This window comes from Lactococcus sp. EKM203L, assembly GCF_011800585.1.
In the GTDB taxonomy this organism is placed as follows: Bacteria; Bacillota; Bacilli; order Lactobacillales; family Streptococcaceae; genus Lactococcus; species Lactococcus lactis.
Map to the genome: position 1 here is coordinate 249,042 of NZ_JAALEQ010000001.1, position 26,027 is coordinate 275,068.

Here is a 26,027-nt window from a genome sequence, read left to right on the forward strand (position 1 = left end):
CTTATAGCAGCGATAACTGCTTTAACAACCGAACTAAGATGATAGAAATTCTATCGTGAATAAGGGTGGTACCGCGGTATAACTGTATACGCCCCTTTGTTTACGGTAGAATTTTATTGTTTTATTGTGAAAATTTTAACAAAGTATATGAAATAAGTTTATTGTTAGACTTTAAACTTTATATAAAAGGAGAAAATAATGAAAACCATGACTTCCGCAGAAGTTCGCCAAATGTTCCTCGACTTTTTCAAATCAAAAGGTCACACTGTGGAACCTTCTCAAAGTCTTGTTCCTGTAAATGACCCAACTTTGCTTTGGATAAATTCAGGAGTAGCAACGCTAAAAAAATATTTTGATGGTTCAGTAGTGCCGGAAAATCCTAGATTGACTAATGCTCAAAAGGCTATCCGGACAAATGATATTGAGAATGTTGGTAAAACAGCACGTCACCATACTATGTTTGAAATGCTCGGTAACTTTTCAATTGGGGATTATTTCCGTAAAGAAGCGATTGCTTTTGCTTGGGAATTATTGACAAGTTCTGAATGGTTTGAATTCCCAGCAGAAAAACTTTACATCACTTATTACCCAGCTGATATGGATACTTATAATCGTTGGGTTGAGGTTGGGGTAGACCCAACACATCTTGTGCCAATTGAAGATAACTTCTGGGAAATTGGTGCTGGTCCTTCTGGTCCAGATACAGAAATTTTCTTTGACCGTGGAGAAGTTTATGACCCAGAACATGTGGGCTTAAAATTGTTGGCGGAAGACATTGAAAATGACCGTTATATTGAAATCTGGAACATTGTTCTTTCACAATTTAATGCCGATCCATCAATCCCTCGTTCAGAATATCCTGAATTGCCACAAAAAAATATTGATACGGGAATGGGACTTGAACGAATGGTTTGCATTATTCAAGGCGGAAAAACAAACTTTGATACAGACTTATTCTTACCAATCATTCGTGAAATTGAAAAACTATCTGGAAAAACATATAGTCCAGACAGCGAAAATATGAGTTTCAAAGTGATTGCTGATCATATTCGCTCACTCTCATTTGCTATCGGTGATGGTGCTTTGCCAGGAAATGAAGGACGTGGTTATGTTTTACGTCGCTTACTTCGTCGCGCGGTTATGCATGGTAAAAAATTGGGAATTCAAGGGAAATTCTTGGCTTCACTCGTTCCGACTGTTGGGAAAATCATGCAATCCTATTATCCAGAAGTGCTTGAAAAAGAAGACTTCATCATGCAAATTATTGATCGTGAAGAAGAAACTTTCAACCGCACGATTGATGCGGGTCAAAAATTGATTGATGAACTTTTGGTAAATCTTAAATCTGAAGGAAAAGATAGACTTGAAGGGGCAGATATTTTCCGCCTCTACGATACCTATGGTTTCCCTGTGGAATTGACAGAAGAATTGGCAGAAGATGAAGGATTCAAAATTGACCACGAAGGATTCAAAGTAGCCATGAAAGCTCAACAAGAGCGTGCACGTGCTGCTGTTGTCAAAGGTGGTTCAATGGGCGCTCAAAATGAAACATTGTCATCTATCGAAGTAGAATCAGAATTCCTTTATGAAGATAAGACTACTCAAGGAAAATTACTTGTAGCTATTCAAGACGATGAAATTGTTGATGAAGTTTCTGGGAAAGCTCAACTTGTTTTTGATGTGACTCCTTTTTATGCTGAAATGGGTGGTCAAGTGGCTGACCATGGAGTAATTAAAGATGCAGAGGGTCAAGTTGTGGCTAATGTATTAGATGTACAACATGCGCCTCATGGCCAAAATCTTCATTCTGTTGAAACTCTTTCACCACTTAAAGTTGGTGAAAGCTATACTTTAGAGATTGACAAAGAACGCCGAGCTGCTGTTGTGAAAAATCATACAGCAACTCACTTACTTCATGCTGCTTTGCATAATATTGTTGGGAATCATGCACTACAAGCTGGTTCACTTAATGAGGTTGAATTCTTACGTTTTGACTTTACGCACTTTGCACAAGTGACTAAAGAAGAATTGGCTGAGATTGAACGTCAAGTTAATGAAGTAATTTGGCAATCATTAAAAGTTGAAACAGTTGAAACTGATATTGCTACAGCCAAAGAAATGGGAGCGATGGCCCTCTTTGGTGAGAAATATGGGAAAAACGTTCGCGTTGTAAAAATTGGTGACTACTCTATCGAACTTTGTGGTGGAACACATACACAAACAACTTCTGAAATTGGTTTATTCAAGATTGTTAAAGAAGAAGGAATTGGTTCTGGTGTTCGCCGGATTATTGCTGTAACAGGTCAAAAAGCTTATGAAGCCTTTAAAGATGCTGAAAATACTTTGAATGAAGTAGCAACAATGGTTAAAGCGCCGCAAACTTCACAAGTTTTAGCAAAAGTTACTAGCTTACAAGATGAGCTTAAAACAGCTCAAAAAGAAAATGATGCTTTGGCTGGAAAACTTGCAGCAAGTCAATCAGATGAAATTTTCAAAAATGTGCAAACAGCTGGTTCTCTCAACTTTATCGCCAGTGAAGTAACTGTTCCTGACGCTAATGGTTTGCGTAATTTGGCAGATATTTGGAAACAAAAAGAGCTTTCAGATGTTCTTGTTTTAGTTGCTAAAATTGGTGAAAAAGTAAGTCTTTTAGTGGCTTCTAAGTCATCAGATGTAAAAGCAGGTAATTTAGTTAAAGAATTAGCACCTTTTGTTGATGGTCGTGGTGGTGGAAAACCAGATATGGCCATGGCTGGTGGTTCAAAAGCAGCAGGAATTCCTGAACTTTTGGCCGCAGTTGCTGAAAAATTAGCCTAAAAAGATAAATATCGTAGATTTTCTACGATATTTTTTATTTTCTGGATATGAGTCAGTAAATTTTTATGGTAAAATGATGAAAATACTTGAAAGAGATGCCTAAAATGAAGATTACAATTTTTGGAGATTCAATTACCAATGGTTTTGGAATGGATGAAGGGGGTTCGTCAAATATTATTGCAAGATTAATTGAGAAAAATGAGCCCAAGCTGAAAGTGGTACTTCATGGAATTAATGGAGATGATACTTATGGTGGACTTCTACGTCTAAAATACGTTCTAGAGGAAGAAGCGGACTTAAATTTTATTTTCTTTGGGGCAAATGATGCTTCGCCTTATCATTTGATTCGACCGGCAGAATTTCGCGAAAATTTATTAAAAATGATTTCGCAGTTGGGTGTAGAAAGAACGGTTTTAATTACTCCTCCTTTTTATAATGATGATGAACCGACACATTATAGTAAGCTTTCCGAGGTTGAACTTTTTAGAGAAGTCATATTAAATTTAGGCAAAGAAAAATCGCTTAAGGTGATTGATATTTTTCAGATAATGAAGAGGTCTGAAAATCCTAAAAATTTGTTGAGAGCTGATGGTTTACATTTTACATCAAGGGCTTATGAGTTGTTGGTCAGAGAGATTTTATCTGTCATTAAAAATCCTTAAATAAATGTTCATTTTGTGGTAAAATGAGGGCATGGTAAAAAATACAGAAGATAAGCCTTTAGCTCAGAACAAAAAGGCTCGGCATGATTATGAAATTTACGAAACTTTTGAAGCAGGAATTGTGCTGACAGGAACGGAGATTAAGTCTGTTCGTCAGGCAAAAATTCAATTAAAAGATGGATTTGCCAGAGTTCGTAATGGAGAAGTTTGGTTATCAAATGTTCATATTGCTCCTTTTGAGCAGGGCAATATTTTTAATGTTGAAGAATTGCGTACGCGAAAACTATTACTAAATAAAAAAGAAATTGCTAAGATTGATAAGGAATTATCAGGGACAGGAATTACTTTTATTCCTTTAAAAGTTTATTTGAAAAATGGCTTTGCTAAGGTTTTGATGGGGCTTGCCCGTGGTAAGAAAGATTACGATAAACGTGAAACGCTCAAACGTAAAGAACAAAATCGGGATATTGCAAGACAAATTAAAGCTTACAACCGTTAAAGAAATCACTGATAAATCTGTCAGTGATTTTTTTACTGACAGAATTGTCAGCTTGCTGATAATTCTTTTATTTACAGCGAAAATATGCCTTCTTTGTCATATTTTATTGACAGATTTACCGTCAGTAAAAAAGTTTCAAGATAAAAATATCGTTTACAATCGATTTACCTTGTATTTACTAAGTGTTTACACCCAGTGCCTTCTTTCGATGATAGAATAGTTTTGTAAGCAAAAACGCTTAACAACTTATTTAGAAATTAATTGGAGAAACTTCTCATGAAAAAGAAAATTCTTGTTGGTCTTATTACTGCTGGTGCATTGTTAACTCTGGCAGCTTGTGGTTCATCAAACGGCTCATCATCTAGTAGCTCAAGTTCTTCTGACAAAGCTCTGTCAGGAAAAATTATTGCTGGAGGTTCAACTGCTCTTCAACCATTAGCACAACAATCGTCAACAGAATTTATGGCAAAAAATACTGGTGTTCAAGTGACTGTGCAAGGTGGTGGTTCTGGTGTTGGTTTGACACAAGTTGCAGCTGGTTCTTTCCAGATTGGGAACTCTGATATTTTTGCTGAAGAAAAATCAGGAATTGATGCTTCTGCAATTACTGACCATAAAGTAGCGGTTGTTGGTTTTGCACCGATTGTTAACGCAAAAATTGATGTTAAAAACTTAACTTCTCAACAATTGCAAGATGTCTTCACAGGTAAGGTGACAAACTGGAAAGATGTGGGCGGTTCAGACCAAAAAATTACGGTTATCGGACGGACTGAGGGTTCTGGAACTCGCGTAAACTTTGATAAATTCGCACTTGGTGGAGCAACAGAGGTTAAAGGCCCAACACAAGATGCTTCAGGTTCAGTTGTTCAAATGGTAGGTCAAACACCAGGAGCGATTTCATATGTGGCACTTTCTTATGTTGATACAAGTAAAGACATCAAAGATATTTCAATTGATGGTGTTGAGCCAACAGAAGCAAATGTTGTAACTAATGACTACAAAGTTTGGTCTTACGAACATATGTACACCAATACTAAGAAAGAAACTGCAGCAGATAAAGCTTTCATTAAATATGTGGCAGAAAACAACAAAGATATCAAAAAATTGGGATACATTCCAATCAGTGACATGAAAGTTGAACGTGACGCTGACGGAAATATCACTAAAAAATAATACTGACAGTAAGTCAAGTTCAAAATAATTTATGTCTGTCAGTAAATTTAACAATTAATAAATTAGTTTATAACCATAGGATTCAAAGCAATAAAAATTTTCTTCTTCATAAATTAAAATTTAAAAGTTTGACTCCTTTTTTATAAAAATTTTATCAGTGAACATAAACAGGATGAACTGATGAGAGACTATCTTTAAATTTTTCTTCATAATTCTTTCCCTAAAAGACAGGAAATTGCTCACTCTTTTTCAGAGTTGGGCATTTTCCCGTATTATTTACAAAACATTTACATAAGAACGCTATCATCAACCGCTCATTGATAGGCCATTATGGTATAATTAAGCTATGAAGAAGAAAATTTTTATTGCTTTGATGGCCAGTGTGAGTTTGTTTGCATTGGCAGCTTGTGGTTCTGGAAATAAACAGGTCACAGCAGGTGGCTCAACTGCCTTGCAACCCATGGTTGAACATGCTTCTATGGCATATATGAAGCAAAATCCTGATGAAATTATTATGGTTCAAGGTGGTGGTTCTGGTGTCGGATTGGCTCAAGTTGCGGCTGGTTCTTTCCAGATTGGGAATTCTGATATTTTCGCTGAAGAAAAATCAGGAATAGCAGTTGATAAAATTATTGACCATAAAGTTGCTGTCATTGGTTTCGCACCAATTATCAACAAAAAGTTAAAAGTTTCAAATTTGACTCAACAAGAACTGATTGATATTTTCACTGGTAAAATTACCAACTGGAAAGAAGTAGGAGGTCAAGACCAAAAAATTACGGTCATTGGTCGTACTGCTGGTTCAGGAACGCGAGTAAATTTTGATAAATATGCTTTGAATGGTGCCACAGAAGTGAATGGTCCAACCCAAGATGCTTCAGGTTCTGTTGTTCAATTAGTTGGGCAAACGCCAGGGGCTATTTCATATGTTGCTTTCAGTTACACCAATAAACCCGGTGTAAAGGCGGTTAATGTTGATGGTGTTGCGCCAAATTATGACAATGTAAAAACTAATGCATGGAAAATTTGGTCATATGAGCATATGTACACCAACAAATCTCGTAAGAACACAATCGAAAATAAATTTATCGAATACGTTCAAAATGATAAGAAAACCCTAGAGCAGCTTGGTTATATCCGTGTTTCTGAAATGAAGGTTGACCGTGATGCTAAAGGAAATGTTGAAAAAATTAAATAATTACTGATGGAAATTAAACTTATCCTCCGTCAGTAAAAAAATTAGTCAAAATAAGTTTAATCAATAACTTCATTTGTATTAATCAGATAGATGCAAATTAACAAAAATAGTTAGGTCCCTATGGAAAATTCAAAAATCAAAGAAAAATTGCTTTCAAGCAATAAAAATTCAAGACTTGAAAAATTTGGTAAGAGTTTAACTTTCTTATGTATTGCCCTTATTGTCTTCGTTGTAGGTGCAATTCTTGTCTTTGTTGCTCAAAAAGGTCTGTCAACTTTCTATTCAGATGGTGTTAATCCTTTCCGTTTCCTTTTTGGAACAAATTGGTCACCGGGTAATCTTGGCCCTGACGGTAAACCTGCAGTTGGCGCATTGCCGATGTTTACGGGGTCATTGATTGTTACTGTACTTTCAGCCCTTGTTGCCACTCCATTTGCGATTGGTGCGGGAATTTATATGACAGAAATTTCACCAAAGTATGGTAAGAAAATTTTGCAACCTGTCATTGAACTTCTTGTTGGTATTCCTTCAGTTGTTTATGGCTTCATTGGTTTGACTGTTGTTGTTCCAGCCATTCGTAATGTTTTTGGTGGAACTGGTTTGGGTCTCTTGTCAGGTGTGTTTGTACTCTTTGTCATGATTTTACCGACTGTAACTTCAATGACTGTGGATGCTATGAAAGCTGTCCCTTCTTATTATAAAGAAGCGTCACTCGGTCTTGGTGCAACGCGTTGGCAAACAATTTGGCGTGTTCTTCTAAGAGCCGCAACACCAGGGATTTTGACCGCTGTTATCTTTGGAATGGCGCGTGCTTTTGGTGAAGCTCTTGCTATTCAAATGGTGGTAGGTAATGCTGTAATGATGCCAAAAGATTTGATTTCACCAGCTTCAACCTTGACTTCAATCTTGACATCAGGAATTCCAAATGCAACACCTGGTATTCAATTGAATGCACTTTGGTCACTTGCCTTACTCCTTTTGATTATGTCACTCTTTTTCAACCTCGCAATGCGTGCTATTGCTAAGAAAGGAAGTCTTAAATAATGAACGCTAAACGCTCTGACAAGATTGCCACTGGTGTCCTTTACGTCCTTTCTGGCATCATTGTCCTTATCCTCGCTTTTTTACTGGCTTATATTTTAATTAAAGGTTTGCCAGTTATCTTTAAAGATCCTAAATTTATCATCACCGCGTCAAATCCATTGACAGGTGGTGGGATTGCAGTCCAACTTTTTAACTCTGTTTATCTTTTGATTGTCACTTTGATTATTTCTGTTCCTTTATCACTTGGCGCAGGAATTTATCTGTCTGAGTATGCGAATCAAAAACATTGGTTAACTGGTGTTGTTCGCTCAGCTATTGAAGTTTTATCTTCACTTCCTTCAATCGTTGTTGGACTTTTCGGGATGTTAATTTTTGTATTACAATTTGGTCTTGGATTCTCAGTTTTATCAGGTGCCTTGGCACTGACTGTGTTCAACTTACCATTGATGACTCGGAATGTTGAAGAATCACTTCGAGCAATTCCAACTTCACAACGTGAGGGTGGTTTGGCACTCGGAATGTCACGTTGGGAAACGGCAACACAAGTCATTTTACCAGCTGCTGTGCCCGGAATCATTACTGGGGTTATCTTATCTTCAGGACGCGTTTTTGGTGAAGCTGCGGCTTTGATTTACACTGCTGGACAAACGAACTTACCAATTAACTGGGCAAACTGGAATCCGATGAGCTTGACTTCGCCACTCTCACTTTTCAGACCAGCTGAAACTTTGGCTGTTCATATCTGGGCACTTAATACCGAAGGAACGATTTCAACAGCACAACAAATTTCTGCAGGAGCTTCAGCAGTATTGATTATCTTTGTTCTCCTCTTTAACTTGGGGGCACGTTTCCTTGGAAATCGAATTCACAAGAAGTTAACATCTTCTAACTAAGAAAATCAAAGATTTTATAGAGAAAGAATAATTATGGCAACAACATATGACTGGTCTCAGCGCAAAATTATGGTGCCTGAGAAAGAAGAAATTGCATTATCAACAAATGATTTGCGTGTTTTCTATAACGGAACAAAAGAAGCAATCCATGGCGTGACAATGTCTTTTCCTAAAAATGAAATCACAGCACTTATTGGCCCTTCAGGTTCTGGTAAATCAACCTATTTACGTGCTTTGAATCGCATGAATGACACGATTGATGGCGCTCGGGTGACTGGCGAAATCAATTATGAAGGGGTCAATATTAACGAAAATAAAGTGAATGTTTTTGAAGTTCGTAAGCAAATTGGGATGGTTTTCCAAAGACCTAATCCATTTCCAAAATCAATTTATGAAAATATTGCCTTCATTCATCGTCGTGATGGCGTGAGAGACAGGAAAAAACTGGATGAGATTGTTGAAACTTCATTGAAGCAAGCTGCTTTGTGGGATCAAGTAAAAGATAATCTTAATCAATCAGCACTTGCCATGTCCGGTGGACAAGCACAGCGCTTATGTATTGCAAGAGCATTGTCAGTAAAACCAGAAATTATTTTGATGGATGAACCAGCGTCAGCTCTTGACCCAATTTCAACAATGCAAATTGAAGAAACAATGATGGAACTTAAAGAAAATTATACGATTATCATTGTGACTCACAATATGGCTCAGGCTTCTCGGGCCTCTGACAATACAGCTTTCTTCTATTCAGGAGATTTGATTGAGTATGATAAAACAAGCACAATTTTTACTCAACCTAGTTTGCAATCAACAGAAGATTATGTCTCTGGTCACTTTGGTTAAGAGAAAATAAAGTTTAAAATTACTGACGGAATTTTCGTTAGTAAAAAAACTACTGACGGATTCTTGATTTGTCGAAAAACTTGTCCGTCATAGGACAGTCGTTTGTACTTTAGTACATTACGAATGTGCTAGTAGTTGTATCAGTAACTTATAAAAAGGTAAAATATGGAAAAAGAAGCAGTTTTAACCGTCAGCGACTTATCGCTTTATTACAGCAAGAAAAAAGCGTTGAATACGATAAACATGACATTCTACAAGAATGAAATTACAGCGCTCATTGGTCCCTCGGGATGTGGAAAATCAACGCTTTTACGTTCAATCAATCGAATGAATGATTTGATTCCAACAGTAACAATTACTGGAGCCATTGATTATAAAGGTAAAAATATTTACAGTCCTAAAGTTGATACTGTTGATTTACGTAAAGAAATTGGCATGGTTTTCCAACAACCCAATCCTTTTCCATTTTCAATTTATGAAAATGTGGTTTATGGATTGCGTTTAAAAGGAGTGAAAGATAAGGCACTCCTTGATGAAGTGGTGGAAAATTCACTCAAAGCAGCAAATATTTGGGATGAAGTTAAGGATATTTTGCACAGTTCAGCACTTGGACTTTCAGGTGGGCAACAACAAAGGGTTTGTATTGCACGTGTCCTTGCTGTCAATCCCGAAATTATCCTAATGGACGAACCAACATCAGCCCTTGACCCAATTTCAGCGGCTCGTGTCGAAGAAACCATGCTTGAACTTAAAAAAGATTATACAATCGCGATTGTTACACATAGTATGCAACAAGCATCACGAATTTCAGATCGTACCGCCTTTATGTTAGACGGAAATCTGATTGAGTATAATGATACGAAAAGTATTTTCTTAAATCCAGAAAAACAAGAAACTTCTGATTATATTTCTGGTAAATTTGGATAAATTTTACTGACAGCCTTTGATGCTGACTTTAAAATGGAATGGACCGTCTAGCCAAAAGGTGAAGCGAGATATTTCATTAGCATTCATTAAAGAAAGCGAAATAGCGTTGATTTAAATGAATGTATCATAATAACATTACTATAAAAACAAAGAGGGGTAATTATGTTGCGTACACAATTTGAAGAAGATCTTAATAAACTTCATAATCAATTTTACTCAATGGGCACGCAAGTTTCTGCTCAATTGAATAAGGCCGTTCGTGCCTTTGTTAGCCATGATCGTGATTTGGCTGAACAAGTCATTGAAGGCGACCATGCCATTAATGACCAAGAAAAAAGTCTTGAAAATCAATCATTAGAAATGATTGCACTTCAACAACCGGTTTCTAGCGATTTAAGAACAATCATCACCGTTCTAAAAGCATCATCTGACCTTGAGAGAATGGGTGACCACGTTGCATCTATTGCTAAGGCAACCATTTCACTTAAAGGTGAAGAAAGAATTCACGTGGTTGAAGAAGATATTAGCTTACTCGGTGAAAAAGTTAAATCTATCGTTGATGCTTCACTCAATGCTTATATTCAAGGCAATGATAAACGGGCTCATGAAATTGCTGAACAACAATATGTCATCAAAAGTATGAGTCATGAAATTCAAGAAAAAATTCTTGACGGAATGAAAGAAAACTCTGAAACAGTAACAACAGGTAAAGAATACTTGTTGACACTGGTTTACTTAGAACGAATTACCGGTTATGCGGTCAATCTCTGTGAGTGGATTGTTTACTTGAATTCTGGAAACATTATTGAACTGTAAAATAAAAAGTTACTAACAAGAATTGCTGTCATAGGATAGTCGTTTGTACTTTAGTACATTACGAATATCCTGGCAGTTCTATCAGTAACTTTTTTTATTGCTCATAATCAATTTCAATGACTTGGTGGGTCAGATATTTATTTTCAGCAAAGTCCATTTTGATGACATAGGGCATCTTTCCAGCTAAAGATTGAAAATCTTGAAACTGAAAGTCTGGTTGATAAAAATTTAAAATGGTAGAAAGAGAAGTACCATGTGTTCCGATTGCAACTTTTTGATTTTTAGAAGTTGTTAAAATCTGTTCAAGGGCTGAAATATTACGATTTTGAACTTCACGTAATGATTCTCCGTCAGCAAATTTATAATCAAAATCATTCCATTGTCGCTTAGCAAAGGGCCAAAAATCAGCTATTTCATGGCCAACATTTCTTTCTCTAAAATCAGAAATGAGTTGAATTTCAAGATTTTTAGAGTGAGCAAGAGGATTCAGGGTACGAACAGAACGTTGAAATGGACTGGAAAAAATTTGCTCGATTGATACATTTGCAAAAGCATCAGCCAAGATAAGTGCGCGTTTTTCACCCTCGGCAGTCAGCGGAACATCCATATCGTCATAGGCTGCATTATCTCTAAGAGAATGTCGAATAAAATAAACTTCAGTCATGTGACTCTCCTTTTTGATGTTCTAGCCTTCTAAGATTTCAATTCTTAAAGGCTGTGTGGAAATTTCTGCTTGCCCTCCCAGAGGAAAAGTAAAAATAGGTTGAGTATGTCCAAAATCGACATCATAGACGACTGGAATTGTTTTTAAGTGGGGATATTTATCTAAAATAAAGTGTAAAATTTCCTCAGTCATCCCCTCTTCCTTAGGAAAACGACCGATGACAAGCCCAGCAATATCTGGATAAATTTGCAGAAAATGAGCTAATTCTCGGTCCCAATCATAGAAATCTTCCTGCTCCGCATTTTCTAAAAAAGCAATTGGGTGACTGGATTTGACTTGAGCACTGGTTCCTGTCACAAGCATCAAGGTATTTAGATTTCCGCCAATAATTTCCCCTGTCGCTTTGCCATGGTTATATATTTTCCAAGCAGCAGGCAGAAGATGACGAGCTTGAGTGGGGTCATACCAAGCATCACTCGTGTAAAAATCGCTGGCATTTAAAGAATAAGTTGACTGACCAGCGACTGCATTTTTCCAAGAATTAGTTTGAAAGTCTTGTAATTCATCCATTAAAAAGGCGATATAACCTGGACCATAGTAAGTGACCAAGCCAGTTTTAGCGAAAATCGCTTGGTGAAGAACAGTGATATCAGAAAATCCACAGAAAATTTTAGGATTATTTTTTACAACGTTCCAATCAATATAAGGAAGAAGTTCATTAGAGTTAAAGCCACCAATTGTACATAAAACAGCTTTAACATTCGGGTCTGAAAATGCTGCATGGAAATCTGCAAGACGTGAATTAATCGAACTTGATTCAAGCAAATCATTTTCTAAAATATGCTGACCAAAAGTAACCTGATAACCAAGTGCTTCAAGACGAGCTTTTGCTTTTAATTTATCTTCAAATTTTCCAGTCCGAGTCAAAGAAGAACTAGGTGAAATCACACGGATTTCATCCCCCTCTTGTAATTTTTTAGGAAATATTTTATTCATTTATCAAAGCCCTCCGTCAGTAAATTGAACTAATTATAGCATTTACTGACAGCATTGTCATCAAAAATATTTAAAGATTTTAATTTAGGATTATATTTTGAAAGTTACTGACAGAAATTTCTGTCAGTAATATTAAACAAAAAAATCTACTAACAAGCCAAAAAAATTTCTGTCAGTAGATTTTTTAATTATTTAATTACTTCAAGTCCACCCATATAAGGACGAAGGACTTCAGGAACAGTGATTGAGCCATCTTCATTTTGATAATTTTCAAGAATAGCAGCCACAGTACGTCCAACAGCAAGTCCAGAACCATTCAAAGTGTGAAGGAGTTGAACTTTACCCTCTTCGTCACGATAACGAATTTGGGCACGACGGGCTTGGAAATCTTCACAGTTTGAACATGAAGAAATTTCACGGTAAGTATTTTGTGCAGGAATCCAAACTTCTAAATCATAAGTTTTAGCAGCAGAGAATCCCATGTCACCAGTTGACAAAGCCACGACACGGTATGCAAGACCCAATTTTTGCAGAATATTTTCAGCGTTTGCTGTCATTTTTTCAAGTTCATCATAAGATTGGTCAGGTTTAGCAAATTTAACCATTTCAACTTTATGGAATTGGTGCAAACGAATCAAACCACGAGTATCACGACCAGCAGAACCAGCTTCAGAACGGAAAGAAGGACTCATTGCTGTGAATTTGATTGGCAATTCTGCGCCATCCAAAATTTCCCCACGATAGTAGTTAGTCAAAGGAACTTCAGCAGTTGGAATTAAAACAAAACCACGGTCATCTTTCAATTCAAAAGTATCTTCTTTAAATTTAGGATATTGACCCGTTCCAAACATTGACTCTTGATTAACCATATAAGGAGTAATCATTTCAGTATAACCTTCTTTACCGTGCTCATCAAGCATGAAGTTATAGAGTGCACGTTCAAGTCTTGCGCCAGCACCTTTGTAGAATAGGAAGCGTGAACCAGTGACTTTACCACCACGTTCCCAATCCAAAATTCCTAAATCTTCACCCAAATCCCAGTGAGCTTTAGGTTCAAAATTGAAAGTTGGAGTTTGACCAACACGACGAACCTCAACATTATCATCTTCATCAGCACCAATTGGTGTACTTTCATGAGGAAGATTTGGCAACATGATAATGATTTCATTCAAGTTTTCTTCGATTTCAGCAAGTTCAGCATCAATGGCTTTGATTTCAGCAGAAACTTTTTGCATTGCAGCAATTTGTGCGCTGGCATCGCCTTTTGCACGTTTTACTTGAGAAATTTCATCAGAAACGCTATTACGTTCAGCTTTCAAAGCCTCAGATTTTACAATGAGTTCACGACGTTTAATGTCTAAGTCATGAAGTTTTTCAAGTTTCTCTTTTTCAACACCACGAGTGGCTAATTTTGCAGCAACACCGTCAAAATCAGCACGAATTTTTTTAATATCAAGCATAAGCTCTCCTTTATTTTTATATAAAACTTACTGACAAGAATATTTTAGAAAAAGTTCTGTCAGTAGAAAAAAAGCGCCCAAATTCAAAAAGAATTAGGGCGCGGTAATCGCACGGTTCCACCTAAATTATCTATTTATTTACTGACGAAAACTGATATTCAAGCTGTCAGTAAAAATAGAACTCAAGTCACTTGTAACGTAAGCAGACGTTCTCATTTTCATGAGAAAATTAACAGAAGTAGAAAGTCATTATTTCATTTTACTTGTTTTCAGCACCACAAGCTCTCTAAAAAAATTTAATAAGACCCATTTCTAGATTTATTTTACCATTTTGTGAATTACTTTGTCAAAAATTTTTAAAATCATCATTTTAAAATCAATCATTACTTTTTGAAAGCGCGACGGAAAGGGTCAAGCAAACTAGGTGCTCTGACAATATTTTCTTTACCCACATATTCAGCAACTTTTTTCAAAATAGAACCGGAATCCTTAGAAGAAAATCGTACCTTAGCTTGAGTGTCTAAAATCAAAGAAAACTGCTGACCAAGTTTTCCACTGATTGAAACATCAACTTCGGCGCTTTTAATACTTGACCAAGTAAAGAAAATATTTTGTCCTCGGCGTGGATTTTTATATTCAAATTCAAAACCAGCATCACCCAAGATAATTTTTCCATTTTCAACCACACCTAAATAGGCTGTTCCTTTTGTTTCATAAAATATTTCAGAATTATTAGTTGCCAAAATCGTCCTCATTTCGTTTATACCTGTATTATAACATATCTATATTATATCAAGAACTAAAGAAGATAATAAAAATAGGCCCAACGAGGGATATGGTTTAAAGAATAAATATAAAAATGTTATCATTAGATTATAAGAAAAAACTAATAAAGGAGGTAAAATGACTTTAATCGGAGTAAAAATTGATAGACTATTTCTCAGAGATCTATTCATACTACTAGTTGGTGTAGGCCTTTATATCCTCTCTATTCAACTTTTTGTCGTTCCTAACGCGATGGCTAGCAATGGAATCGCAGGATTTTCAGTATTTATTCATTTTGTTTTCGGAATGAATCCAGCTTTGACTTTTTTTGCAGTCAATATTCCACTCTTTCTTTTGAGTTGGAAACTACTTGAGCAGCGGGAATTGTTACTGACCATTCCTGGAGCGCTGGCCATGAGCGGATGGATGATGATTTATGAAGCAATAGGAATTACTGGCTTTCAAATGGACTCATTGATTACTGTGGGAATTATAGACGGAATCCTCTCAGGAATTGGTGCAGGTTTAGTTGTTCTATCACAAGGAACATTTGGAGGCTCTATTCTACTTGCGCGGCTTTTTGAAAACAAGTGGAAAGTGCAAATAGATAAAACGCTCTTTGGTATTGATATTGTAGTTATGCTATTAGCAGTCGTGACTTATCTTGCCCTTCCAAATTTTTTTGTCACACTCTTATCTTGTTACATCTTCAGTAAAGTCACACGTTTCATCGGACGACCCTCATACCGCCAACAAATTTTACAAAAAGTTGGATTAATAAAAAATGAGTCAAGCTGTTCTTGCACAACTAATGAATGTTCTTGCTCTAACTAACAAAAAAATCCCAGATTGGGATTTTTATTTTTTCTTCTTTCTCTTAAAAGCATTTTTAAAAGTTCCGAGGAAACTAGGGGATTTAACCACTTTATCGTTTCCTAAATAATGACGAATCCATTTTAAAACAGTTCCTGAGTTTTTCGATGAGAATCGAACCTTAGAGCCATTTTGTAAAACGATTGAAAATTGTCGACCAACTTTTACCTCACCTTTGAGGGATTTTGAAACATCACCCTCAACACGAGCCACTGCCGTCCAAGGAAAAGTCATATTTTTTTCAACATTTCGGTCATTATAAAACTCAAAAGCAACATCACCAATCAGAATTTTTCCATATTCAGCAAAACCTAAATAAGCAATTCCTTCTGTTGAATAATCAGCCTTAGTATTTAGTGATTGAGCCACAGATTCTCTCCATTTCCTAGATTAATAATCTAAAAACCATTATACCATAAAAACGCTTTACTTGCCTTAAATACTTCAATTTATTAGAGAAAAATAAAATAAAAAAACCAATCCAAAGATTGATTTTTTTATACCAAATCGATTACATGATTTGAGCCCAACGACCGAGGATACCCACGACGAAGAGACCAAAGATAATAACGATTGGAGAAACTTTTTTCTTAAGCAACCACATGCAAAGGAATGTGATAAGTAAACCAGCAAGACCAGGAATCAATTGATTCAAGTTATCTTGAAGATAAGTTACTTTTGTAGGATCAAGAGAAAGTTTGTTACCAACTTGACCAAGAATATCATGAAGTTGTGTACCAGATACAGAACCTTTAGGGAATTCTACATAAGCACCTTTTTGTAAAGGAATTTTTGAAACAACAGCGTTAGGACCATTAAAGTTAATTGTTACCCAACGTTGAATCAATACACCAAGGACGAACATACCAAGGATAGATGCACCTTTAGTAACAGTTTGGAGAAGTCCTCCACCAAGGTCTTTAGTGATTGCAGAACCTGATTTATAACCAAATTCTTGAGTGTACCACAAGAAAGCGATACGGATAGCGTTCCACACGATGAAGAAGAAGAGTGGAGCGATAATTGATCCACCAGTAGCCAATGAAGCTGCAATCGCACCAACGATAGGACGTACTGTAAACCAGAAGACAGGGTCACCGATACCGGCAAGAGGACCCATCATACCAACTTTAACCCCTTGAATAGCGGCATCATCGATATCAGCACCGTTAGCACGTTCTTCTTCAAGGGCAAGAGTTACACCGATGATAGGAGCGGCAACGTATGGGTGAGTATTAAAGAATTCCAAGTGACGTTTCAAAGCTTCTTTAGCTTCTTCGCCAGAAGGGTAGAGTTTTTTCAATGCTGGAATGAGCGAGTAAGCCCAACCACCATTTTGCATACGTTCGTAGTTCCAAGAACCTTGGAGGAACATTGAACGCCACATAACGCTACGACGGATTTTCTTATCAAGAGTTACTTTATTTTCAGACATTTTTTAGATCCTCCTTTCTTAGTAGTCGTTCAAGATGTCGCCAATTGGGTCACCTGATGAAGATGCAGTACCATTTCCAGAACCACCAGAAGCTTGGAGGTTAAGGTAAACGATAGCGATAACAACACCGAGGACACCAGTTGCAATCAATGTTAATTCAGAGATTGGTGCGAGAGCGAAACCAAGGAAGAAGAATGGCCATACTTCACGAGTAGCCATAAGGTTGATAACCATAGCATAACCAACGGCAACAACCATCCCACCACCGACAGCAAGACCGCCAGAGATAACTGGAGGAATAGCAGCAAGAGTTTTTTGGATAGCATCTGGTGAGATAACCAAAAGAAGTCCAGCAGGGATAGCAATACGCAAACCTTGACAGATAAGCGCGATGAAGTGCCACATTTCAACACCTGAGTATGAACCATTTTCAGCAGCACGGTCAGCTTGGTGAACGAGCACAACTGAAAGCATACGTACAAGAGTAGTCAATACAAGACCAGCAGTTGCAAGCAAGATAGCAGCAGGAACGATAGTACCCATGATGTGAGTCAAGTCAAAGTTATTTGATTGAACCATCAAGATAGATGATGCGATAGAGGCAAGGGCAGCATCGGGTGCGACAGCGGCACCAACGTTAGCCCAACCAAGAGCGATCAATTGAAGTGAACCACCTAGGATAATCCCTGCAGAAGCATGACCGGTAACAATACCGATGAGCGAGCAGGCGATAATTGGTTGGTGGAATTGCCATTGGTCAAGGATACCTTCAAGACCAGCAAGGAAGGCAACAACAATGACCAAGATTACAGATAAAACACCGTATTCCATGTTTTTTATATCTCCTTAATTATTTGGCTGCCTAATATTCAATTTTAGTAATCAGAATATCAGACGAGCATATTCTGATTATTGTACGTCAGCTTTGTTAATCAAACCAAAGAGGTCAGATTTAGAGTCAGCTGGAACTTTACGTACGTCGAATTTAACTCCGAGGTCACGCAATTTTTCAAAAGTAGCAACGTCATCTTTGTCCATAGAAAGAACTTTGTTGAGCATTGTTTTACCAGTTGAGTGAGCCATAGAACCAACGTTCAATGTTTCAATTGGTACGCCACCTTCGATTGTTGCAAGAGCGTCTTGTGGAGTTTCGAAAAGAAGAAGGGCTTTAGTGTCACCAAAACGTGGGTCTTTAGCAACTTCAATCATTTTCTTAATTGGTATAACGTTAGCTTTTACACCAGTTGGAGCCGCTTGTTCAATGAGCTTCTTACGAAGTTCATCTTTAGAAACGGTGTCAGAAACAACGATGATGCGGTTTGCTCTTGAGTCTGGAGTCCAAGCAGTTGCAACTTGTCCGTGAAGCAAACGTGAGTCAATACGAGCGAGGTTAATTTTAATTTTACCATCACCGATGACTGTTCCTTCAGGAATCGCACCTTGAACAGCAGCCGGAGCAGCTGCAACAGCAGTTTCTTCAGCAGGTTGAAGTTCTTCAGGTAGTACTTTAATACCGCCTTTGGCTTCTTTCATAATATTTGCTACGACTTTATCCACCCCGGCAGACGCATCCATCATGCGTTCTGTGTAGGCTTGGATAAGCATAGGCAGGTTGAGGCCTGTGATGATAGCAATCTTGCGCTCTGGATTTTCACCCATCACTGCACTTGCTTGATTAAATGGAGAACCGCTCCATAAGTCAGCAAGGACAAGTACTTCATCTTCAGCATCAAATGTTGCGATGGCAGCTTCGATTTTAGCATGCAAATCAGTTGGTCCTTCGCTAGGCATAAAAGTAACAACTTGTACTTTTTCTTGCTCTCCGAAAATCATAGAACCAGATTGTTTGATGCCTGCGGCGAATTCACCATGGCTCGCAATAACAATTCCGATACTCAATGTGAGTAACCTCCTATATAAGATTATAATAAAAATTATTACTTAGTTATTATACTACTTCAAATCAATATTTGCAAATGTTTTCATAAAAATATTACACTTGTTTTTTAAGGAATGGAAACCCTTTATAAATAATTTGTATAGATAGCTTTATAAAGCGTTTTTTGGGTCGTAAATAAAAAAAGATTATCAAAGTAAGATAAATCTTTTTGAAAAGTAACAGGAATCGAAAAACTTATGGTAGAATAGTAGTTGATAAAATAATACACTAATCTCTCTCGATTTTAAGTGCTCCTGTAGGACAGGATTTTATAGCTAAAAGAAGTGAATTATCATCGGAAAATTCTTTTTGAACTTCCTCCGTATCATAAAATTTGACGATTCCATTATCGTGATAATCAAAAACTTCTGGCGCATGGAGATTACATAAACCACATGCGATACATTTGTCGGGAATTATTTTTATCTTCATATAGGAAATGATAATAAAAAAATAGTAAAATTGAAAGGAAAAGGTCGTGTCAACAAAAGAACCCTGGAATAATGAAATTTATCGTGCGATGAAAGAAGAATCGACTGAAATGAAGAGACATGATAGAGGTAGAGATGAAAGTAAACGTCCGTTAACGACGCGTTTTTTGACTTTTCTCGTTATCCTCATGTTTATTCTTGTTGGGCTAGCTATTGGCTTTATTTTATGGAATAACCAAGTACGAAATACAGCTAGTATCGCAAAAAGTTTTCATCAATCTTCATCGGTAGCTAAAACCGAAGAATCAACCAGTCAAGCCACGGCCTCTTCCTCAACAGAAGCGACTCCACCTGCTAGTAGCAGCAGCACAGTTGCCTCATCATCTAGCAGTAGCGTTGAGTCTGGAACAACTTATACAATTGCTACCGGAGATTATCCAAGTACGATTGCAGCTAAGACAGGAATTCCTTGGGCAACGATTGCTAGTTTGAATGGAATTACAGCTGATGGATATAATGCTGATGGATCAGCTATTCATGCTGGACAAGTTTTAAAATTAAAATAGAAAATCACTGACAGACCTTTTTACATAATTCTGTCAGTAAAAATTGAACTAAAATAGGAAATAAGGTAAATAAAGAGATTCTATGAAAAAGATTCAAATTGCAATTGACGGTCCAGCGTCAAGTGGAAAATCAACAGTTGCTAAAATTATTGCACGAAATCTTGACTTAATTTATTTGGACACGGGCGCTATGTATCGAGTAGCTACTTTTGTTGCCTTGCAAAAGGAAACAGATGATGCAAAAGAAATCATTGAATTTATTGAAAAAAATCCAATTTCTTTTATGAATGGTCAAAAAGGTCAAGAAGTTTTAATGGGATCAGAGAATGTTACAGAAGTGATTAGAACAAATGAAGTTACAAATACTGTTTCTAAAATCTCAGCTATGACCGAAATTCGTGAATTCATGGTTGCAGAACAACAAAGAATTGCTAAAAATGGTGGAATTATCATGGATGGACGTGATATTGGAACAGTTGTTTTACCAAAGGCAGATTTGAAAATTTTCCTTGTTGCTTCAGTTGATGAACGAGCTGAAAGACGTTATAAAGAAAATCTGTCTAAAGGAATTCCAACCGATCTTGAGCGTTTGAAAATTGAAATTTCGGAAAGAGACCGCAAAGATAGTACACGAGCAATTTCTCCTTTGAAACAAGCAGAAGATGCGATATTACTTGATAGTACTGGAAAAACAATCAATGAAATTGTTCAATTTATTGAAGACAAAGCTAAAGAACTCATGTAAATGAGTTCTTTTTAATTATTAGATAGTCTAAAGATTGGTAAGATTTTGCAGGAATTATCAAACTTTGATATAATAATATGACAATGAATGAAAAAAAGTATAAACGCTTAGAATATTTGAGACATAACATCAATTATCTCACAATCCGAGAGCGTCAAGAGTACTATGACTTACTCAATGAACTAAAAAAAGCTGGAAATCAATCTGAACCCGAAGAATTCGAGGAGTTTGAAGAATACGTTGAGCCAGAATATGAATATTCCGATTATGAACCAGAAAGCTTTCAAAAAAATACTTCCTCTTCTAACGGTAGAAATACTAGTCGAAGAAATACGCGAGAAAGTTTTTCAAATCAAGAAAACAACAGAAATAAACCATCAAAAAAAGAAAGTAAATCTTCTAAAAAAGCTAAATCTGGCAAGAAGAAAAAACGTCACTGGTTGAGAACAATATTAACAATTATTGTTTTGATCATTGCAGTCATGATTGGTTTCTTTGTTTATGGATATCAAAGGGGCGTTAAACATGAGGGAAGCGTCGCTAAACAAGAAAAGTTCACAAGTTTAAAAAATTCGGACGGTTCTGTAAATATTCTTTTGTTAGGAGCAGACCAAAGACCATGGCAATCATCAGGTGTTGCTCATACCGATACTATTATGGTTTTACATGTCAATGGTAAGAATCATCAAACACAAATCGTGAGCTTTATGCGTGATACCCTTGTCAATATTCCTGATGTCGGCTCAAGTGATACTCCAGACTCAAAAATAAATTCTGCCTTTACAATTGGAGAACAATACAATAAACAGGGTGTGAATTTGATGAGTGAGACACTGAAAAATAACTTTGGCATTAATTGTCAATATTACGCAGTCGTCGATTTTTCAAGTTTTGCAACGATTATTGATTCTTTGTTCCCAACTGGCCTGAAAATTGATGCAAAATTTTCGACTGTGAATGGTGAGAATCTTTCTGCCGTACCTGTTCCCGATGATTTAGCTGCAACAGAAGGAAAAGTTTCAAGTGACAAAGACTTGACAGCTGAAGAAGCAGCCGCTTTAGGTTATCCTGATGGTGGTGGAACATTTATGATGATTAAACCAGGAACTCAAAAAATGGATGGACGAATGCTCTTGAATTATGCCCGATTCCGTCATGATGACGAGGGAGATTATGGGCGAGTAAAACGTCAACAACAAGTTTTAGAAACAGTAATGTCTAAAATGAAAAATCCACTCTCATTGTTTACTGCTTCAAGTGCATTGGGAACAACAAGAGCAGTTACAATGACGAATATTCCAAATTCATTTTTCTTAACTAAAGGAATTACAGCTCTTCTGGATATGAAAAATGGTATAAAATCAACAACGATTCCAGCTAACAATGACTGGGTGAATGCCTATGATATGTATGGAGGTCTAGGACTTTCAATTGATATGACAAAATACAAAGCGAAAGCCCAAGAACTTCTTGGTCAATAAATTAAAAATTACTAACAGTTTTGTTAGTAATTTTTAATTTTAAATATTCATATGAAAAAAATGATGACAATTTTTTTCTTTAGTTATTGATTAATGGCTTATAAATAAATTATAAATTTGTATTTTTATGATATGATATGAGTATGATAATAAGATAAGTAGGTCTAATCCAATGATGTTTAATTATATTTATACTACTTTTTTGACAATTTTATACACAGTCGTGATGTCACTTTCTCTAAGCTTGTATCTAAAAGAGCGAGAAAAAAATTATTTATTGGTAAGTCTTTATTTTTTGCTTCTTATTTTAAACGGTTTAATAGTGACCATGTCCGAAACCTTTCAAATATTTGCAAATGACTATAATCGGCAATTTATGGTTAATCCAATCATTGAAACCATTTATTATTTGGCAACTTTTGGTATTGCCTTAAAATTAGTGACCGAATTATTTGAAGAAAAAATAACAACTTATCAATATGGTATTTATATTGTTTTTGCTTTATGGCTTATTGTTGTGCCTTTTATGGCAAATTCAGCGCTAAAGGTCTGGCTCTATTATTTTCCAAGCCAATTACTAACGGTCTATCTTGGAATTTATTTATTAATTCATAATCGAAAAATGATTCCTAAAAGCAGTTTAGGAAAATATGTAAAATTAATTGGAAGCCTAGCAATATTTTTTGGATTAGCTATAGTGGTAGAAGATACTTTTATTATTTATTTTAGAGATATTTATCATACAAATATGCTTAAAATCCATAATAGAAATGTTTCAGAAGATATTTTTCATATCTCACTTTGCCTTATTGCCATTAAATATTTTCTAACCAATTATCAAAAAGGCAACGAAGAAGTAGCTGTCATTGATATTAGAAATGAAAAAAATGAGACTAATGATTCTGTAAGTAATTTTGAAGAAGATGAATATTACTTTAAAAGATTTATGGATAAATATGGAATCACTCAACGGGAAGGAGAAATTCTTGAACTTCTCCTTCAACGTAAACACAATCAAGAAATAGCCAATCAATTATATCTTTCTCTAGGAACAGTCAAAACCCACACTCACAATATTTTTATAAAACTCCAAGTTGAAAAACGTTCAGAAGTTTGCGAAGTCTGGGAAGCGTTTGAAAAATCAGAGCTTACTCAATAATCCTAAAACTCCATTTTTTAATGGAGTTTATTTTTATTTTAATTAAGAAAGCGGTTAAAATAGTTCTAAACCTTACTAAACCTTTTTACTTAACCCTTTGATATCAAAGGGTTTTCGGCTTTTATAAAAGATTAAATCCTAGAGTTGATTGTTTTATATTTTTGCTCTTGATATACTGAAAGCGTCCCCAAGAGGGGAGTCAAATAACTATTTTATTCAGGAGGAATAAAGAAATGGTAACAACAAACAAACGTGATTTCATCACAACAGAAGAGTACACTAAAGAAGAAATTCTTGATATTGTAACATTGGGCTTAAAAATCAAAGCAGCGATTAAAAATGGCTACTATCCACCACTTCTTAAAAACAAATCACTAGGAATGATTTTCCAACAAACATCAACTCGTACTCGTGTTTCCTTTGAAACAGCTATGACTCAATTAGGAGGACATGCAGAATATTTAGCACCTGGTCAAATTCAACTCGGTGGTCATGAAACAATAGAAGATACAAGCACAGTTCTTTCTAGATTGCTTGATATCATCATGGCGCGTGTTGATCGTCATGAATCAGTTAATAACCTTGCAAAACATACAACCATTCCAGTTCTTAACGGGATGTCAGACTATAATCATCCAACACAAGAAGTCGGTGATTTGACTACAATGATTGAACATTTACCAGCTGGTAAAAAATTAGAAGATTGTAAAGTTGTCTTTGTCGGTGATGCGACTCAAGTTTGTTTCTCATTAGGTTTAATCGCAACTAAAATGGGAATGCACTTTGTTCATTTTGGCCCTAAAGGCTACCAACTTAATGAAGAACATCAAGTAAAATTAGCTGCAAATTGTGAGGTTTCTGGTGGTACTTATGAAGTAACAGACGATGAAGAATCAATTGTCGGTGCAGATTTCCTTTATACAGATGTTTGGTACGGTTTGTATGATGCAGAACTATCAGAAGAAGAACGTCTAGCGATTTTCTTCCCTAAATATCAAGTGACACCTGAGATGATGGCAAAAGCAGGAGCACATACAAAATTTATGCATTGTCTTCCAGCTTCAAGAGGTGAAGAAGTTGTTGATGCGGTTATTGATGGTCCAAACTCAATTTGTTTTGACGAAGCCGAAAATCGCTTGACTTCAATTCGTGCCCTCCTTGTTTGGTTGATGTCCGATTATGCTGAAAAAAATCCTTATGATTTGAAAGCACAAGCCAAAGCTAAGGCTGAGTTAGAGGCTTACTTAGCCAAATAAGAAAGTGTATCATTTATGGAAAATGGAAAGAAAAAATTTAGTCTGTTTAGTGCTATTCTTTCTGTCATTTGTGTTGTTTTTGTTGCCGAAGCAGCAGCACCGGTTGCTGCTATTGGTAACTCGCAGTTCTTTTGGTGGATTGTTCTCATCGTTGCTTTTCTCTTACCTTATGGTCTAATTACATCTGAACTTGGAACAACTTATACTGGTGAGGGTGGGCTATATGATTGGATTACAAAAGCCTTTGGTCATCGTTGGGGAGCACGTGCTTCATGGTTTTATTGGGTAAACTTCCCATTATGGATGGCTTCACTTGCTGTACTTTGTCCTGATTTATTGCATACAATGTTTGGCTTTCAATTAAATACAGGTATTTCACTATTAATTGAATTAATTTTCATCTGGGTTATTGTTTTGATTAGTTTATATCCAGTAAGTGATAGCGTTTGGATTTTAAATGGCGGCGCAGTAATTAAGGTATTCTTAGCATTAGCATTAGGAGGCTTAGGAGTTTATTCAGCTTTGACTAAGGGAGTAGCAAATCATTATACTTTAGCATCATTACTTCCAAGTTTTGATTTGCATAGTCTATCATTTATCTCAGTAATCATTTTTAACTTACTGGGGTTTGAAGTCATTTGTACTTTTGCTGACAGTATGGAAAATCCTAAGAAACAAATCCCACAATCAATCATCATTGGTGGGATCGTAATTGCAGCGATTTATATGTTTTCGGCCTTTGGGATCGGTGTTGCTATTCCAACCGATAAATTATCGACAAGTTCGGGATTGGTAGATAGTTTCCAAGTGATGCTGGGTACACCGACAGGTTGGTTCATTAGTTTAATCGCTTTCTTGTTTATGCTGACTTTAGTGGGTAATATGGTTTCTTGGTCACAAGGGGTTAATAATATTGCTAGTTATGCTGCTGATAATGGTGATATGCCTAAATTCTTCTCAAAAAGACGTGCTTCTAATGGAATTTCTTGGGGGGCAGCTTTGATGAATGGGATTGTAGCGACATTTATTGTTGTGATTGCCCCATTATTACCCAACCAAGATTTGTTCTGGTCATTCTTCTCACTAAATTTAGTACTATTTTTATTGAGTTATATTCCGGTCTTCCCTGCTTTTTATAAATTGCGCAAGATTGACCCTGAGACTCCACGTCCATTTAAAGTGAGTGGTAGTGACGGAATCTTGAAAGTATATATGGCCTTACCAATGATTATTATTATCATATCATTAATTTTTACAGCCATACCCTTGCAATATGATAAGGCATCATTAACAGAACAATTACCGATTACAATTGGCGCAATTATTTTTATTGTGATTGGTGAATTAATTATTAAATTTAAAAAAATAAAAAAATAGGAGAGAAA

General features: G+C 36.2%; 26 protein-coding genes. 17 read left to right on the forward strand and 9 right to left on the reverse strand.

Features of this window, described 5'->3' with window-relative positions:
* Positions 1 to 198 precede the first annotated feature (198 nt).
* The 10 genes from alaS to phoU all read left to right on the forward strand — a co-directional run bounded on the left by alaS (position 199) and on the right by phoU (position 10,872).
* Complete coding sequence (gene alaS / locus HFD15_RS01375) at positions 199 to 2,817, forward strand: alanine--tRNA ligase (RefSeq protein ID WP_021722158.1); 2,619 nt, start codon at positions 199 to 201, stop codon at positions 2,815 to 2,817.
* Positions 2,818 to 2,921: 104 nt separating this feature from the next.
* Entirely contained in the window at positions 2,922 to 3,479 is a 558-nt protein-coding gene (locus HFD15_RS01380) for an SGNH/GDSL hydrolase family protein (RefSeq protein WP_023189734.1), read from the forward strand.
* Between the two features lie 31 nt (positions 3,480 to 3,510).
* On the forward strand, positions 3,511 to 3,978 hold the full coding sequence (smpB, locus tag HFD15_RS01385) for an SsrA-binding protein SmpB (RefSeq protein WP_003130878.1): 468 nt from the start codon (positions 3,511 to 3,513) through the stop codon (positions 3,976 to 3,978).
* Positions 3,979 to 4,254: 276 nt separating this feature from the next.
* Complete coding sequence (locus tag HFD15_RS01390) at positions 4,255 to 5,151, forward strand: phosphate ABC transporter substrate-binding protein (RefSeq protein WP_003130880.1); 897 nt, start codon at positions 4,255 to 4,257, stop codon at positions 5,149 to 5,151.
* Positions 5,152 to 5,497: 346 nt separating this feature from the next.
* Positions 5,498 to 6,349 carry a phosphate ABC transporter substrate-binding protein gene (locus tag HFD15_RS01395; RefSeq protein ID WP_017864882.1) on the forward strand — a complete coding sequence of 284 codons (852 nt, stop codon included), beginning with the start codon at positions 5,498 to 5,500 and terminating at the stop codon, positions 6,347 to 6,349.
* A gap of 120 nt (positions 6,350 to 6,469) precedes the next feature.
* A complete protein-coding gene (pstC, locus tag HFD15_RS01400) occupies positions 6,470 to 7,393 on the forward strand; it encodes a phosphate ABC transporter permease subunit PstC (RefSeq protein ID WP_003130883.1) in 924 nt (307 codons plus the stop codon).
* Entirely contained in the window at positions 7,393 to 8,286 is an 894-nt protein-coding gene (pstA, locus tag HFD15_RS01405) for a phosphate ABC transporter permease PstA (protein ID WP_003130884.1), read from the forward strand. Before pstC ends, pstA begins: the two co-directional genes overlap by 1 nt.
* 33 nt (positions 8,287 to 8,319) lie before the next feature.
* Positions 8,320 to 9,129 (forward strand): phosphate ABC transporter ATP-binding protein PstB, encoded by an 810-nt coding sequence (pstB, locus tag HFD15_RS01410; RefSeq protein ID WP_003130885.1) that lies wholly within the window; start codon positions 8,320 to 8,322, stop codon positions 9,127 to 9,129.
* 165 nt (positions 9,130 to 9,294) lie between these two features.
* The gene (pstB, locus tag HFD15_RS01415) at positions 9,295 to 10,056 is read left to right on the forward strand and encodes a phosphate ABC transporter ATP-binding protein PstB (protein ID WP_003130886.1); all 762 of its coding nucleotides are present in this window, start codon (positions 9,295 to 9,297) and stop codon (positions 10,054 to 10,056) included.
* A 162-nt stretch (positions 10,057 to 10,218) separates the two neighbouring features.
* On the forward strand, positions 10,219 to 10,872 hold the full coding sequence (phoU, locus tag HFD15_RS01420) for a phosphate signaling complex protein PhoU (RefSeq protein ID WP_003130887.1): 654 nt from the start codon (positions 10,219 to 10,221) through the stop codon (positions 10,870 to 10,872).
* 94 nt (positions 10,873 to 10,966) lie between these two features.
* Here phoU and HFD15_RS01425 read toward each other — a convergent pair whose 3' ends face one another.
* The 4 genes from HFD15_RS01425 to HFD15_RS01440 form a co-directional block, all read right to left on the reverse strand.
* Complete coding sequence (locus tag HFD15_RS01425; protein ID WP_023189729.1) at positions 10,967 to 11,536, reverse strand: histidine phosphatase family protein; 570 nt, start codon at positions 11,534 to 11,536, stop codon at positions 10,967 to 10,969.
* A 21-nt stretch (positions 11,537 to 11,557) separates the two neighbouring features.
* Positions 11,558 to 12,532 carry a S66 peptidase family protein gene (locus HFD15_RS01430; RefSeq protein WP_023189728.1) on the reverse strand — a complete coding sequence of 325 codons (975 nt, stop codon included), beginning with the start codon at positions 12,530 to 12,532 and terminating at the stop codon, positions 11,558 to 11,560.
* Between the two features lie 188 nt (positions 12,533 to 12,720).
* Positions 12,721 to 13,992 carry a serine--tRNA ligase gene (gene serS / locus HFD15_RS01435; protein WP_003130891.1) on the reverse strand — a complete coding sequence of 424 codons (1,272 nt, stop codon included), beginning with the start codon at positions 13,990 to 13,992 and terminating at the stop codon, positions 12,721 to 12,723.
* Positions 13,993 to 14,375: 383 nt separating this feature from the next.
* Positions 14,376 to 14,735: a DUF956 family protein gene (locus HFD15_RS01440; RefSeq protein ID WP_021722151.1), complete on the reverse strand. Its 360-nt coding sequence runs from the start codon at positions 14,733 to 14,735 to the stop codon at positions 14,376 to 14,378.
* 160 nt (positions 14,736 to 14,895) lie between these two features.
* On the opposite strand from HFD15_RS01440, the gene HFD15_RS01445 reads away from it, so the two are divergent.
* Positions 14,896 to 15,591 (forward strand): YitT family protein, encoded by a 696-nt coding sequence (locus HFD15_RS01445; RefSeq protein WP_023189726.1) that lies wholly within the window; start codon positions 14,896 to 14,898, stop codon positions 15,589 to 15,591.
* Between the two features lie 24 nt (positions 15,592 to 15,615).
* Here HFD15_RS01445 and HFD15_RS01450 read toward each other — a convergent pair whose 3' ends face one another.
* From HFD15_RS01450 to HFD15_RS01470, 5 genes are all read right to left on the reverse strand, one after another.
* A complete protein-coding gene (locus HFD15_RS01450; RefSeq protein ID WP_003130895.1) occupies positions 15,616 to 15,999 on the reverse strand; it encodes a DUF956 family protein in 384 nt (127 codons plus the stop codon).
* Between the two features lie 142 nt (positions 16,000 to 16,141).
* Positions 16,142 to 17,065: a PTS system mannose/fructose/sorbose family transporter subunit IID gene (locus HFD15_RS01455; RefSeq protein ID WP_015426887.1), complete on the reverse strand. Its 924-nt coding sequence runs from the start codon at positions 17,063 to 17,065 to the stop codon at positions 16,142 to 16,144.
* Positions 17,066 to 17,083: 18 nt separating this feature from the next.
* Positions 17,084 to 17,896, reverse strand: coding sequence for a PTS mannose/fructose/sorbose transporter subunit IIC (locus HFD15_RS01460; RefSeq protein ID WP_167593250.1), 813 nt, complete (start codon positions 17,894 to 17,896; stop codon positions 17,084 to 17,086).
* A gap of 78 nt (positions 17,897 to 17,974) precedes the next feature.
* Complete coding sequence (locus HFD15_RS01465) at positions 17,975 to 18,964, reverse strand: PTS sugar transporter subunit IIB (protein ID WP_003130898.1); 990 nt, start codon at positions 18,962 to 18,964, stop codon at positions 17,975 to 17,977.
* Positions 18,965 to 19,232: 268 nt separating this feature from the next.
* Complete coding sequence (locus HFD15_RS01470; RefSeq protein WP_010906103.1) at positions 19,233 to 19,436, reverse strand: ferredoxin; 204 nt, start codon at positions 19,434 to 19,436, stop codon at positions 19,233 to 19,235.
* Between the two features lie 46 nt (positions 19,437 to 19,482).
* On the opposite strand from HFD15_RS01470, the gene HFD15_RS01475 reads away from it, so the two are divergent.
* The 6 genes from HFD15_RS01475 (at position 19,483) to HFD15_RS01500 (ending at position 26,019) form a co-directional block, all read left to right on the forward strand.
* The gene (locus HFD15_RS01475; protein WP_025016963.1) at positions 19,483 to 20,001 is read left to right on the forward strand and encodes an SAG1386/EF1546 family surface-associated protein; all 519 of its coding nucleotides are present in this window, start codon (positions 19,483 to 19,485) and stop codon (positions 19,999 to 20,001) included.
* Between the two features lie 82 nt (positions 20,002 to 20,083).
* Positions 20,084 to 20,746: a (d)CMP kinase gene (gene cmk / locus HFD15_RS01480; protein ID WP_003130902.1), complete on the forward strand. Its 663-nt coding sequence runs from the start codon at positions 20,084 to 20,086 to the stop codon at positions 20,744 to 20,746.
* Positions 20,747 to 20,823: 77 nt separating this feature from the next.
* Positions 20,824 to 22,227, forward strand: coding sequence for an LCP family protein (locus tag HFD15_RS01485; protein ID WP_017864875.1), 1,404 nt, complete (start codon positions 20,824 to 20,826; stop codon positions 22,225 to 22,227).
* A 328-nt stretch (positions 22,228 to 22,555) separates the two neighbouring features.
* Positions 22,556 to 23,386, forward strand: a complete 831-nt coding sequence (locus HFD15_RS01490; RefSeq protein ID WP_223848552.1) for a LuxR C-terminal-related transcriptional regulator — start codon at positions 22,556 to 22,558, stop codon at positions 23,384 to 23,386.
* A 233-nt stretch (positions 23,387 to 23,619) separates the two neighbouring features.
* Entirely contained in the window at positions 23,620 to 24,642 is a 1,023-nt protein-coding gene (ptcA, locus tag HFD15_RS01495) for a putrescine carbamoyltransferase (protein WP_039115775.1), read from the forward strand.
* A gap of 15 nt (positions 24,643 to 24,657) precedes the next feature.
* On the forward strand, positions 24,658 to 26,019 hold the full coding sequence (locus HFD15_RS01500) for an APC family permease (protein WP_017864872.1): 1,362 nt from the start codon (positions 24,658 to 24,660) through the stop codon (positions 26,017 to 26,019).
* The last annotated feature ends 8 nt before the right edge of the window (positions 26,020 to 26,027 follow it).

What these genes read in the sequence shown, in the direction of transcription:
- HFD15_RS01470 (WP_010906103.1), bottom strand. Translation starts at nt 19,436, where the DNA reads ATGAAGATAAAAATAATTCCCGACAAATGTATCGCATGTGGTTTATGT.
- pstC (WP_003130883.1), top strand. Translation starts at nt 6,470, where the DNA reads ATGGAAAATTCAAAAATCAAAGAAAAATTGCTTTCAAGCAATAAAAAT.
- serS (WP_003130891.1), bottom strand. Translation starts at nt 13,992, where the DNA reads ATGCTTGATATTAAAAAAATTCGTGCTGATTTTGACGGTGTTGCTGCA.
- HFD15_RS01485 (WP_017864875.1), top strand. Translation starts at nt 20,824, where the DNA reads ATGACAATGAATGAAAAAAAGTATAAACGCTTAGAATATTTGAGACAT.
- HFD15_RS01460 (WP_167593250.1), bottom strand. Translation starts at nt 17,896, where the DNA reads ATGGAATACGGTGTTTTATCTGTAATCTTGGTCATTGTTGTTGCCTTC.
- HFD15_RS01455 (WP_015426887.1), bottom strand. Translation starts at nt 17,065, where the DNA reads ATGTCTGAAAATAAAGTAACTCTTGATAAGAAAATCCGTCGTAGCGTT.
- HFD15_RS01490 (WP_223848552.1), top strand. Translation starts at nt 22,556, where the DNA reads ATGTCCGAAACCTTTCAAATATTTGCAAATGACTATAATCGGCAATTT.
- alaS (WP_021722158.1), top strand. Translation starts at nt 199, where the DNA reads ATGAAAACCATGACTTCCGCAGAAGTTCGCCAAATGTTCCTCGACTTT.
- HFD15_RS01395 (WP_017864882.1), top strand. Translation starts at nt 5,498, where the DNA reads ATGAAGAAGAAAATTTTTATTGCTTTGATGGCCAGTGTGAGTTTGTTT.
- pstA (WP_003130884.1), top strand. Translation starts at nt 7,393, where the DNA reads ATGAACGCTAAACGCTCTGACAAGATTGCCACTGGTGTCCTTTACGTC.
- HFD15_RS01425 (WP_023189729.1), bottom strand. Translation starts at nt 11,536, where the DNA reads ATGACTGAAGTTTATTTTATTCGACATTCTCTTAGAGATAATGCAGCC.
- pstB (WP_003130886.1), top strand. Translation starts at nt 9,295, where the DNA reads ATGGAAAAAGAAGCAGTTTTAACCGTCAGCGACTTATCGCTTTATTAC.
- smpB (WP_003130878.1), top strand. Translation starts at nt 3,511, where the DNA reads ATGGTAAAAAATACAGAAGATAAGCCTTTAGCTCAGAACAAAAAGGCT.
- phoU (WP_003130887.1), top strand. Translation starts at nt 10,219, where the DNA reads ATGTTGCGTACACAATTTGAAGAAGATCTTAATAAACTTCATAATCAA.
- pstB (WP_003130885.1), top strand. Translation starts at nt 8,320, where the DNA reads ATGGCAACAACATATGACTGGTCTCAGCGCAAAATTATGGTGCCTGAG.
- HFD15_RS01380 (WP_023189734.1), top strand. Translation starts at nt 2,922, where the DNA reads ATGAAGATTACAATTTTTGGAGATTCAATTACCAATGGTTTTGGAATG.
- cmk (WP_003130902.1), top strand. Translation starts at nt 20,084, where the DNA reads ATGAAAAAGATTCAAATTGCAATTGACGGTCCAGCGTCAAGTGGAAAA.
- HFD15_RS01390 (WP_003130880.1), top strand. Translation starts at nt 4,255, where the DNA reads ATGAAAAAGAAAATTCTTGTTGGTCTTATTACTGCTGGTGCATTGTTA.
- HFD15_RS01430 (WP_023189728.1), bottom strand. Translation starts at nt 12,532, where the DNA reads ATGAATAAAATATTTCCTAAAAAATTACAAGAGGGGGATGAAATCCGT.
- HFD15_RS01445 (WP_023189726.1), top strand. Translation starts at nt 14,896, where the DNA reads ATGACTTTAATCGGAGTAAAAATTGATAGACTATTTCTCAGAGATCTA.
- ptcA (WP_039115775.1), top strand. Translation starts at nt 23,620, where the DNA reads ATGGTAACAACAAACAAACGTGATTTCATCACAACAGAAGAGTACACT.
- HFD15_RS01500 (WP_017864872.1), top strand. Translation starts at nt 24,658, where the DNA reads ATGGAAAATGGAAAGAAAAAATTTAGTCTGTTTAGTGCTATTCTTTCT.